Consider the following 11,070-nt stretch of genomic DNA (forward strand, 5'->3'; position numbering starts at 1 on the left):
CGGTGATCCCGCCCGCCTTCGACGCCACCGTCCTGGACCGCGCCGCCCAGGCACCGGACCGTCCGTTGTACGTCTTCGACGACTGGGACCGACCGGTGTCGGCCGGCGAGTTCGCCGACCTCGCCGGTCGGGGCGCGGGGGTGCTCGCCGCGCTCGGGGTCGGTCGCGGCGACCGGGTCGCGGTGTGGGCCGAGAACGGCCTCGGCTGGCTGGTCCTGCTGGCCGCCGCGGCCTGGCGGGGCGCCGCGCTGGTGACCCTGCATCCGGGCCTGACCGCGGCGGAACTCACCGCGGCGCTGGCCCGCAGCCGCCCCCGCCGGCTCTTCGTCGCCGACCGGGTGCGGGACCGCGACGGCGAGGCCACCGCCGCGCGGGCGGTCGCCGCCCTGCCGCCGGACGCCCGCCCGGACGGCTGGCACACGTTCGGCGACGACCTGTCCGGGTTGCCCGGCTGGGCCGGCCCGGCGCCGGCCCCGGCCGGACACCCCGACGCGACCCTGAACATCCAGTTCACCTCGGGCTCGACCGGCCCGGCCAAGATGGTGGCGCTCAGCGCCCGCAACTTGGTCGCCAACGCCCGCTGGACGGCCGACGCCGCCCGGCTCGGCGCTGACGACCGGATCGCCTCGCCGCTGCCCCTGGCGCACGCGGCCGGCCTCGGCAGCGGCGCCGTGCTGGCGCTTGTCACCGGGGCGCTGTGGGTGTCGGTCCGCCGGTTCCGCTCCGAGCCGGTGCTGGCCCAGATCGCCCGGCACCGGTGCACCGTGCTCCAGGCCGTGCCGACGATGGCGACGATGCTCGCCGACACCGTCGAGCCCGCGCCCGAGCGCTTCGACCTGTCCTCGCTGCGGGTCGGCTTCCTCGGCGGCGCCGCGTGCGCGCCGGCGCTGCTCGCCCGGACCCGGCGGGTGTTCGGGCTGGACCGGATCGCGGTGATCTACGGGCAGACCGAGGCCGGGCCGACGATAAGCGTCGACCCCGGGGACGGAAGCTGCGGCCCGCCCGGCGACACCGTCGGCCGGATCGTGCCGGACCTGTGCGCCGTCGTCGTCGCGCCGGGCACCCGGACCGAACTGCCCGCCGGCCAGCCCGGCGAGCTGCTGGTACGCGGCGAGTCGGTGACCGCCGGCTACCTCGACGACCCGGTCGCCACCCGGGCCGCGCTCACCGACGACGGGTGGCTGCGTACCGGTGACCTGGGCGCGCTCGACGGCGACCGGGTCCTCACCCTCACCGGCCGGGTCAAGGAACTGATCATCCGGGGTGGCGAGAACGTCAGCCCGGCCGAGGTGGAGGCGGCGCTGCTCGACGACCCGACGGTCGCCCAGGTGTGTGTGCTCGGGGTGCCGTCGCCGCGGTGGGGCGAGGAGGTCGGCGTGCTCGTCGTCGCCGCCGCGGGCGCCGAGGCCGACCCCGACCGGCTCGCCGCGACCGCCGCCGCCCGACTGGCCCGGCACAAGGTGCCGACGCTGATCCGCACGGTGCCGGGCCTGCCGTTGCTGCCGTCCGGCAAGGTCGACAGGCGCGCCGCGCTCGGCCTGCTCACCGGTGAGGAGGAGCGCTGATGCAACTCGGCTCGTGTTTCCTGGACTCGTTGACCGTCACCAGCTTCTTCGGCAACGCCGAGATGCGGGGGGTCTTCAACGACCGTCAGCTCATGCAGTCCTGGCTCGACGTCGAGGCGGCCCTGGCCCGCGCCCAGGCCGGCCTCGGCGTCATCCCGTCGACCGCGGCCCGGGCCATCACCGACGCGGCCCGGCTCGACCGGCTCGACACGGCGGTGCTCGCCGCCGACGCCGCGGACACCGTGCACCCGCTGGTGCCGCTGGTCCGGGCGCTGACCGCCGCGTGCTCCGACGACGCCGGCCGTTACGTCCACCTCGGCGCGACCACCCAGGACGTGATGGACACCGGGTTCGTGCTGCGGGCCCGGGCCGGCCTGGACATCGTCGCGCGCCAGGTCGACGAGCTGGTGCGCATCCTGCGCCGGTTGGCGCTGCGGCACCGGGCCACCCCGATGCCGGCCCGCACCCACGGCCAGCAGGCGCTGCCGACCACGTTCGGGCTGCGCTGCGCGGTGTGGCAGAGCGAGCTGCAACGGCACCGGGCGCGGCTGGCCCAGATGCGGGCCCGGCTGCTCGTGACGAGCATGGGCGGAGCCGCCGGCACGATGGCCGGCTACGGCCCGCAGGCGTTCGCCCTGGAACGCGCGGTGGCCGACGAACTCGGCCTCGGCGTCGCGGACACCCCGTGGCACGCCACGTCGGACCGGTTCGCCGAGTGCCTGATGGTCCTCGGGCTTGTCGCCGCCAGCGCCGAGAAGCTGGCCCGGGAGGTCTACTTCCTCGGGCGCACCGAGGTCGGTGAGGCGTACGAGCCGCAGCGCGCCACCCAGGTCGGCAGCAGCACGATGCCGCACAAGCGCAACCCGATCCGGTGCGAGGCGGTGATCGCCGCCGCCGGCACGCTGCGCGCGCAGGTGCCGCTGGCGTTGCAGACCATGGTCGCCCAGGACGACCGCGACATGGGCGTCGGCATGACGCTGTGGAAGCTGCTGCCGGAGTGCTTCATCCTCATCGGCGGCGCGCTGGAACGGCTGGTCGAGGTCTTCGGCGACCTCGGCGTCAACCCGGACCGGATGCGGTCCAACCTGGACCTCACCGGCGGGCTGGTGCTCTCCGAGGCGGTCATGCTCCGCCTCGCCGAGCCACTCGGCCGGGAACAGGCCCACCACCTGGTGATGCGGATCGTCCGCGACAGCCTGGAACAGAACCGGCCGTTCGCCGACGTGCTGCGCGCCGACCCGCAGGTGGCCGCCGCCCTGCCCGGCACCGACCTGGCCGGGCTGCTCGACCCGCTGTCGTACGTCGGGCACGCCGCCGCGCTCGTCGACCGGGCCCTTCTGACCTCGGAGTCACCATGACCATGACCACTGACCAGTCCGTGCTGGTGGACCGCTCCGGGCGACTGGCCCGGGTGACGTTGAACCGGCCGTCCCGCCGCAACAGCTTCGATCTCGCCATGCTCGCCCGTTTCGAGGACGTGCTGCACGACCTCGGCCGGGACCGCACCGTCGAGGTGGTGGTGCTGACCGGCGCGGGGACGGCGTTCTGCGCCGGCACCGACCTGCGGGAGTTGGCCGGGCTCGACGCCGGGACCACCATGCACGTGCAGCGCCGCACCGCCGAACTCGTCGAACGCTGGTATCGGTTGGAGCAGACCACGGTCGCCGCCTTCAACGGGCCGGCGATCGGCTCGGGCGCCGTGCTCGGGCTCGCCTCCGACCTGCGGGTGGCCGCCGACAGCACGTTCTTCACCTTCCCCGAGGTGACCTTCGGCATCCCGTTGACCTGGAGCGGCATGGCGATCCTCGCCGACCTGGTCGGCGCGGACCTGGCCAAGCGCTGGCTGCTGCTCGGCGAGCGGGTCGAACCCGCCGAACTGCTTGACCTGCGCCTGGTCAGCGGCGTGGTCGACGCCGGCGGGCTGCCGGACGCCGTCGACCGCATCACGGACCGGCTGCTCGCCACCTCGCCGGTCGGCCGGTCGATGACCAAACGCGCCGCCCGGCTGGCCGGCCCGCGGTTCGACGCGGTGGCGAACGACTCCTACCTCGGCGCGTTGAGCGTGGCGCTGCGCCCGCCGGGCGACTACCTCGACGGGGGTGCGCGGTGAAGGTCTTCGAGGCGATCGCCGACGCCGTCGTCGCGCACGGCGTCGACACCGTGTTCGGCCTGCTCGGCGACGCCAACATGTTCCTCGTCGCCGACCTGGTGCAGCGGCACGGCGTGCGCTTCGTCGCGGCCCGCAACGAGAACGCCGCGGTGATGATGGCCGACGGGTACGCCCGCAGCACCGGCCGGTGCGCGGTCGCCACGGTCACCCAGGGGCCGGGGCTGGCGGTGGCCGGCGCGGCGTTGACCATCGCCCGGCAGGCCCGCACCCCGCTGGTCCTGATCGCCGGCGACACCCCGCCCGGCGACCCGCTGCACGTGCAGCACTTCGACCAGCAGCCGTACGCGCTGGCGACCGCGGGCGCGTTCGTGCCGGTGGCCGCCGCCTCGACCGCCGTACGCGACGTCGGGTTGGCCTTCCGGGCGGCCCGCGAGCGGCCCGGCCCGGTCGTGCTGAACGTGCCGATCGACCTGGCCGACGCGCCGGCGCCACCCGGCCCGGTGCTCGCGCCGCCGGTGGCGCCCCGCGCGCCGCGCCCGCTCGTGCCGGATCCGACCGACGTCGAGGCGCTGGCGCGACGGCTGCGGTCGGCGCACCGCCCGGTGCTGCTCGCCGGCCGGGGCGCCGAACCGTCCGCCGCCGCGATCCGGGAACTCGCCGACCGCAGTGGGGCCCTGCTCGCCACCACGCTGATGGCCGCCGGCCTGTTCACCGGGCACCCGTACGACCTCGGGGTGGCCGGGGGGCTGTCCCGGCCGCTGTCCCGGCGGACCCTGGCCGGGGCGGACCTGGTGGTGACGTTCGGCGCCGGGCTCAACCGGTGGACCGCCGACCACGGCGCGCTCTTCCCGGACGCGGTGGTGGTCGGCGTGGACGTCGATCCGGCGGCGATCGGGGCCCGCTGGCCGGTGGCCGCCGGGGTGGTCGGCGACGCGGGGGAGACGGCCCGGGCGGTGTCGGCGGCGCTGACGCCGGTGGCCCGGCCGGAGTGGCGCAGCCCAGACCTGGCCGCCGAACTGGCGGTCGCCGACCCGTTCGCGGGCCTGGACATCGAGTCCCGGCCGGGCCGGATCGATCCCCGGGAATTCATCCGGATCTGCGCCGAGCGCCTGCCGCGCGAGCGGACCACAGTGGTCGGCGTCGGTCACTTCGGCGGCTGGCCCAACCTGCTGCTCGACTCGGCCGCGACCGACAGGTCGTTCCTCGCGCCGTGGGAGTTCGGCAGCATCGGCGTGGGGCTGCCGTTCGCGGTGGGCGCCGCCGTGGGCCGGCCCGACCGGCCGGTGGTCGCCTTCGAGGGCGACGGCAGCCTGCTCACCGGGCTCGGCGAGCTGGACACCCTGGCCCGGGTCGGCGCGCCGGTGCTGCTGGTGCTGCTCGACGACGCCGCGTACGGCGCGGAGGTGCGCAAGCTGGCCCCGCGCGGGGTGGACCCGGCGCTGGCCCGTTTCCCCGCGCGGGACCTCGCGGCGGTGGCCCGCGCGCTCGGGCTGCCGGCGTGGACGGTCACCGACCCGGCGGGCGCGCGGGCGGCCTTCGACGAGGTGCTGCCGCTGGCCGGGCCGGCGGTGCTGCACGTGCGGATCCGCCCCGACGTAGTGCAGGAGAAGTTTTGACCGCCCCAGCCGCCCCGGCGACCGTCTCAGTCGCCCCGGCGACCGTCTCAGTCGCCCCGGCGACCGTCTCAGTCGCCCCGGCGACCGTCTCAGTCGCCCCAGACGTCGCCGAAGCCGTGGCCGAGCTGGTGGGACAGCTCGTCGGCAGTCCGGCGGGCCGCCGCGGCCAGTTCCGCCACCCGGGTCTCGTCGAGCCGGAAGATCGGGCCGGAGATGCTTATCGCGCCGGTGACCCGGCCGTGGCGGTCGCGGACCGGGGCGGCCACGACCCGCAGCCCCTCCTCGCTCTCCTGGTCGTTGAGCGCCCAGCCCTGCTGCCGGACGGTCGCCATCCGGGCCACGAACGTGTCCAGGTCGGTGATGGTGTTGCCGGTCAGGGCGGTGAACGGCGCGGTGGCGAGCATGGCCCGCAGCGCCGCCTCGTCGGAGTCGATCAGCAGGGCCTTGCCGGCGGCGCTGCACCACAGCGGGATGCGCCGGCCGAGCCGGGAGACGAGCTGGAGGTTGCGGGTGCCCTGCACGACGTGCAGCGAGATCGCGTCGAGGCCCTCCCGGACCGACAGGTTGACGCTCTCGCCCTCCTCCTCGGCCAGCCGGTGCACCAGCGGTCGGGCGACGGTGTGCAGGTCGAGGCCGGCGAGGTAGCGCGCGCCGAGCTCGAACACGGTGACGCCGAGCCGGTAGTTCCCGTTCTCCTCGTTGCGGTGCAGGAAACCGGCGTCGGCGAGCGCGCGGAACAGCCGGCTGGCGGTCGACTTGTGCAGGCCGAGCTCCCGGCTGACGTCGCTGACCTTGCGTTCGGCCTCGGTGCCGCGGAAGGCGAGCAGCACGCTGAGCGCGCGGTCCAGCGCCTGCGTGCCGGACTCGCGGGGGAGCGGCCCGGCGTCCGGGCCGGCGTCAGTGGCGTACGACATCTTGCTTCCCACCTTCTCGGTTGCTAGGTTTCATAATATAACTCTAGGACCACATTATGGTCCAGCCCGATGGTCCCAGCCCGGCAGCGAACCGGAACCAGTGAGGCATTCGCATGACTGTGAACCCGATCGACCTGGAAGTCGTCACCGAAGGTCTCATCTCGATCGTCCGGGAGATGCGACAGACGATCTTCCGCACGGCGCACTCGCCGGTGATCGCCGACGCGCAGGACTTCTCGTGCGCGCTGTTCGACCCGCAGGGGCAGATGGTCGCCCAGGGCCGGGACATGCCCGGTCACGTCATCGCCATGCCGGCCTCGGTCGCCGAGATCTTCGCCGACTTCGCCGACGAGATGCGCCCCGGCGACCTCTACATCGTCAACGACCCCTACCGCGGCGGCAGCCACCTCAACGACGTGACCCTGATCAGCCCGGTCTTCGTCGACGGGAAGCTCTTCCTCTTCCCCTGCGTGCGCATGCACTGGGCGGACATCGGCGGCATGACCCCGGGCAGCGTCTCCGGCCAGGCCACCGAAATCCTCCAGGAGGGGCTGCGGATCCCGCCGATCAGGCTGATCGAACAGGGCCGGCCCAACCGGGCCGCGTTCGACATCGTCTTCGCCAACGTGCGGATGGCCGAGGAACGCCGCGGCGACCTCGAATCCAGCATCGCCGCCTGCCACACCGCCGAACGGCGGCTGCGCGAGCTCGTCGCCCGCCACGGCGCCGATTTGATCGGCGAATCCGTCGCCGCCAACATGGACCGCACCGAGCAGCGGCTGCGCGACATGATCCGGGCCCTGCCCGACGGCACCTACCACTACGAGGACTACCTCGACCTCTACACCGACGGGGACTACGACGCCGCCATCGTGCGGTGCCGGCTCACCGTCGACGGCGACGAGATCGAGGCCGACTTCCGCGGCTCGTCGAAACAGGTGGCGGCCGTGGTGAACTCCTCCCGCGCGATGACCGTCGCGGGCGTCTTCATCGCGGTCAAGTCGGCGCTGGACCCCGGCGGCCTGGTCAACCACGGCGCGTTCCGGCCGCTGCGGGTGCTCACCGAGCCGGGCACCGTCGCGCACGTCAGCTATCCGGCCCCGGCCAACGCGCACAGCGAGGTCCGCAAGCGGGTCATCTCGGCCGTCATGGCCGCCCTCAGCCAGGTCGCGCCCGACCTCATCGCCGCCGACCAGTTCGGCACCACCTTCCAGAACCTCATCGGCGGCGTCGACGAGCACACCGGACGGCCCTACCTTTACTACGACTACCCGGCGGGTGGCAACGGCGGGTTCCTCGAATCCGACGGACCGAGCGCGATGAACCCCGTCGACCTCGGCGACATCTCCACCATCCAGTCCGTCGAACGGCTGGAGACCGAGATCCCGATCCTCGTCGAGGCGTGCGAGCTGCGCGTCGGTTCCTGCGGCGACGGGGTACGCCGCGGCGGGCTCGGCAGCCGCCGGGAGACCCGCCTGCTCGCAAGCGGCGGCGCGTACTCGGTGCAGACCGACCGGACCACGGTCCCGCCGTACGGGCTGCGGCACGGCGGGCCCGGCGCGCCCACCGTGACCCACATCCGGCGGCCCGACGGCGAGCGCGTCGACTTCGCCACCCCCGGCAAGGTCGCCGGTTTCCCGATGCGCGCCGGTGACGTGCTGGTGATGGAGTCGGCCGGCGGCGGGGGCTGGGGCGACCCGCTGGAGCGGCTGCCCGAGGACGTGGCCGAGGACGTCGCCCAGGAATACCTGACCGCCGCCGAGGCCGAGCGGCGCTACGGCGTCGTGCTCGACCCGGCCGGCCACGTCGACGCGACCGCGACCACCGCCCGCCGGGCGCGGCTGCGCGAGGAACGGCGCTGGCTGCGCACCACGGTCACCGCCCACCCGGCCTACACCGGTCGGCGCGGGCAGCGGCGGCTGGCGTACGTGGCCCCCGGCAGCGGCCTCGCCGAGGACACCCTCGTCGAGGTCCACGGTGGACATCCGGCCCCGCTGCGGGCCTGGATCCGGCACGACGCGGCCCTGGCCGCGGATGAACTCGCCCTCGACGACGACGGGCTCCAGATTCTCGGCACCGCCCCGCACGACCGTTCCTACGTGCGGGTGCTCGCCGGGGGAGGACGGTCATGAGCAAGGTATTCCGGGTGCCGCTGGCACCGGCCCGCGGCGGCGCCACCACCGCCCCCCGGGCCCCGCAGCCGACCACCACCGCGCCGCCACGGTGCGGCATCGTCGCCGGCTGCCTCAGCCCGCACCCCCCACACCTGATCTACGGCGAGAACCCGCCGCAGAACGAGCCCCGGTCCACCGGCGGGTGGGAGACGCTGCGCTGGGCGTACGAGCGACTGCGGGCCCGCATCCGCGAGGTGCACAAGCCCGACGTGCTCATCGTCCACGCCCCGCACTGGATCACCATGGTCGGCCACCACGTCAACTGCGTGCCGAACCCGCGCGGCATCTCCGTCGAGCCGATCTTCCCGCACCTGTTCCGCTACCGCTACGACTTCCGCAGCGACGTCGAACTCGGCGAGGCGATCGCCGCGGAGGCCAGCGGGCTCGGGCTGGTCACCCGCACGATGCGGGACCCCCGGGTACGCGTCGACTACGCCACCATCGGCGCCCTGCACCTGGCGAACCCGGCCTGGGACATCCCGGTGGTGTCGCTGTCGGCGAACAACAACCCGTACTTCTACTCCGACGCGTCGCTGGAGGAGATGGAGGTGCTGGGCGAGGCCACCCGGCGGGCCGTCGAGGCCACCGGGCGGCGGGCCGTGCTGCTCGCCTCCAACTCGCTGTCGCACCTGCACTGGCACGAGGAACCCGAACTGCCCGAGGACATGGAACGGGAACACCCGTACAACAACCACCAGTACCGGTGGGACATGAAGCTGCTGGAGGCGATCCGGCGCGGGCCGACCGCGCCGCTGCGCGAACTCATCGTCGAACACATCGAGGCGACCGCCTCGGAGACCAAGGCCGGCAGCCTCACCTGGATGCTCGCCGCGATGGGCTGGCCGAAGGTCGCCGGCGACGTGCTCGGCTACGGCACGATCATCGGCACCGGCAACGCGGTGGTGGAGTGGCTGCCCGAGGGGAGCCACCATGGCTGACCGGACCGGGATCGTCGCCGGGGCGCTGCTGCCCGGCATGCCGCACCTGCTCGCCGACGACCCCGCGCCGAGCTGGTCGGCGCTCGCCGACGGGGCCCGCGACGTCGGCGCCCGGCTGCGCCGCCTCGACCCCGACGTGGTGCTGCTGCTGTCGACCCAGTGGTTCACCGTCCTCGGCCACCAGTTCCAGTGCGACCCCAACCCGCGCGGCCAGCACGTCGACGAGAACTGGTACGCCTACGACTACGGCGTGCTCGACTACGACCTGCGGTTCGACGTCGACTTCACCGAACGCTGGGCCGACCGGGTCCAGGCCGGCGGGTTGCAGGCCCGGCGGACCCGCTACGAGGGGTTCCCGATCGACGCCGGCACCATCGTCACCTCCGCGCTGCTCGACCCGGAGCGCAAGCTCCGCTGGGCGCAGGTCTCCTGCAACCTCTACGCCGACGCCGGGACGCTCGCCGAGGTGGGCCGGGCCGGCGCCGCCGCCGCGCGCGACGCCGGCCTGCGCGCCGCCGTCGTCGTGGTGACCGGGATGTCCTCCGGGCTCCTCCAACAGTGGATCGAGCCCGGCCAGGACCGCATCGGCGAACCCGGCCACGAGCAGTGGAACACCCGCATCATCGACCTGCTCACCAGCGGCAAGGTCGACGAGGCGCTCGCCGTGCGGGAGGACTTCGCCCGGCAGGCGCAGGCCGACAGCCAGTTCCGGGCCTTGGCCTTCGCCGCCGGCGCGAACGCGGCCACCGGCCCGGCTCACCTGCACGCCTACGGCCCGATCTGGGGCACCGGCGGCGCAGTCCTGTCCTGGAACCTGACCGATCACTAGAGGAGAGACCATGCGGAACATGGCCGTGGGCTTCGTCGAAGCCGAAGGCTTCACCCCCGTCTTCGACGCCGTCGACGCGATGGTGAAGGCCACCGAGGTCGAGGTGACCAAGGTCGTCCGGCTCGGCGGCGGCATCGTCGCCGTCGCCGTACGCGGTGACCTCGCGACCGTCGAGGAAGCCGTCGACATCGGTGAGGAGACCGCGCGGGCCAAGAGCCGCTCGGTGCGATCGATCGTCTTCGCGAGCCCCTGCGACGCCGTCAGCGCGCTGGCGGCCGACCCCCAACTCGTCGGCAACTGACGCCCGGACAGGAGAACCAGACATGTCGTCCGACATCGCTATCGGAATCATCGAGACCCGCGGCATCGTGGCCCTTTCGGCGGGCATCGAAGCCATGATCAAGACTGCCGACGTCAGGTGTGTCGGCGTCGAACGGGTCACCAGCGGCTACCTCGCCGCCGCCGTACGTGGCACCCTCGCCGCCGTCCGGCAGGCCGTCTCGGCCGGCGAGGCCGCCGTCAAGGCCCACGGCGAGCTGCGCAGCTCGCAGATCTACCCCAAGCCGCACCCGACCACCGCGGCGCTGCTGGACGGCCCGGAGACCGCCCGGATCCGCGAGGTCATGGCCGCCCTGCGCGGAGAAGGCTGATGGTGCTCGGCGAGGTCGTCGGCAAGGTGTGGGCGGACCGCATCCTGACCCCGCTCCAGGGCCGGCGGCTCGTCCTGGTCCGGGTCCGGCCCGACGGCCCCGACCTGGTCGCCGTCGATCCGCTGAACGTCGGTGTCGGCACCACCGTCCTGGTCGTCACCGACGAGGCAGCCGCCGCGGTGGCCGGTGAGACCACTGTCGACGCCGCGGTCGTCGCCCTGATCGCCGACCCCGACGCCACCGACTCCGCGCCCACCACCGCCTGACGAGAGGT

General features: G+C 74.0%; 11 protein-coding genes. 10 read left to right on the forward strand and 1 reads right to left on the reverse strand.

The genetic code is table 11. The features are described 5' to 3' along the window. Window positions 1–2: 2 nt before the first annotated feature. The 4 genes from O7613_RS07300 to O7613_RS07315 are packed head-to-tail and all read left to right on the forward strand — an operon-like array spanning window position 3 to window position 5,291. Window positions 3–1,565 carry a class I adenylate-forming enzyme family protein gene (locus O7613_RS07300; RefSeq protein WP_282292904.1) on the forward strand — a complete coding sequence of 521 codons (1,563 nt, stop codon included), beginning with the start codon at window positions 3–5 and terminating at the stop codon, window positions 1,563–1,565. Continuing rightward, window positions 1,565–2,923, forward strand: coding sequence for an adenylosuccinate lyase (gene purB, locus O7613_RS07305; RefSeq protein WP_282292906.1), 1,359 nt, complete (start codon window positions 1,565–1,567; stop codon window positions 2,921–2,923). Before O7613_RS07300 ends, purB begins: the two co-directional genes overlap by 1 nt. Then, window positions 2,920–3,675, forward strand: a complete 756-nt coding sequence (locus O7613_RS07310; RefSeq protein WP_282292908.1) for an enoyl-CoA hydratase/isomerase family protein — start codon at window positions 2,920–2,922, stop codon at window positions 3,673–3,675. The genes purB and O7613_RS07310 overlap by 4 nt, the downstream gene beginning before the upstream one ends. After that, the gene (locus tag O7613_RS07315) at window positions 3,672–5,291 is read left to right on the forward strand and encodes a thiamine pyrophosphate-binding protein (protein WP_282292910.1); all 1,620 of its coding nucleotides are present in this window, start codon (window positions 3,672–3,674) and stop codon (window positions 5,289–5,291) included. The genes O7613_RS07310 and O7613_RS07315 overlap by 4 nt, the downstream gene beginning before the upstream one ends. 89 nt (window positions 5,292–5,380) lie before the next feature. On the opposite strand, the gene O7613_RS07320 is transcribed toward O7613_RS07315, so the two are convergent. Then, on the reverse strand, window positions 5,381–6,205 hold the full coding sequence (locus tag O7613_RS07320) for an IclR family transcriptional regulator (RefSeq protein ID WP_281583526.1): 825 nt from the start codon (window positions 6,203–6,205) through the stop codon (window positions 5,381–5,383). Between the two features lie 113 nt (window positions 6,206–6,318). Between O7613_RS07320 and O7613_RS07325 the strand changes: the two genes are divergently transcribed. The 6 genes from O7613_RS07325 to O7613_RS07350 are packed head-to-tail and all read left to right on the forward strand — an operon-like array spanning window position 6,319 to window position 11,062. Continuing rightward, the gene (locus tag O7613_RS07325; RefSeq protein ID WP_281583525.1) at window positions 6,319–8,337 is read left to right on the forward strand and encodes a hydantoinase B/oxoprolinase family protein; all 2,019 of its coding nucleotides are present in this window, start codon (window positions 6,319–6,321) and stop codon (window positions 8,335–8,337) included. Next, complete coding sequence (locus O7613_RS07330) at window positions 8,334–9,317, forward strand: tRNA U-34 5-methylaminomethyl-2-thiouridine biosynthesis protein (protein WP_281583524.1); 984 nt, start codon at window positions 8,334–8,336, stop codon at window positions 9,315–9,317. Before O7613_RS07325 ends, O7613_RS07330 begins: the two co-directional genes overlap by 4 nt. Next, window positions 9,310–10,146 carry a 2-amino-5-chlorophenol 1,6-dioxygenase subunit alpha gene (locus O7613_RS07335; protein ID WP_281583523.1) on the forward strand — a complete coding sequence of 279 codons (837 nt, stop codon included), beginning with the start codon at window positions 9,310–9,312 and terminating at the stop codon, window positions 10,144–10,146. Before O7613_RS07330 ends, O7613_RS07335 begins: the two co-directional genes overlap by 8 nt. 10 nt (window positions 10,147–10,156) lie before the next feature. Next, on the forward strand, window positions 10,157–10,447 hold the full coding sequence (locus O7613_RS07340; protein WP_018783793.1) for a BMC domain-containing protein: 291 nt from the start codon (window positions 10,157–10,159) through the stop codon (window positions 10,445–10,447). Window positions 10,448–10,469: 22 nt separating this feature from the next. Further along, window positions 10,470–10,796 (forward strand): BMC domain-containing protein, encoded by a 327-nt coding sequence (locus O7613_RS07345; RefSeq protein ID WP_281583522.1) that lies wholly within the window; start codon window positions 10,470–10,472, stop codon window positions 10,794–10,796. Then, window positions 10,796–11,062 carry a EutN/CcmL family microcompartment protein gene (locus tag O7613_RS07350; RefSeq protein WP_281583521.1) on the forward strand — a complete coding sequence of 89 codons (267 nt, stop codon included), beginning with the start codon at window positions 10,796–10,798 and terminating at the stop codon, window positions 11,060–11,062. Before O7613_RS07345 ends, O7613_RS07350 begins: the two co-directional genes overlap by 1 nt. The last annotated feature ends 8 nt before the right edge of the window (window positions 11,063–11,070 follow it).

This window comes from Micromonospora sp. WMMD975 (assembly GCF_029581215.1).
In the GTDB taxonomy this organism is placed as follows: Bacteria; Actinomycetota; Actinomycetes; order Mycobacteriales; family Micromonosporaceae; genus Micromonospora.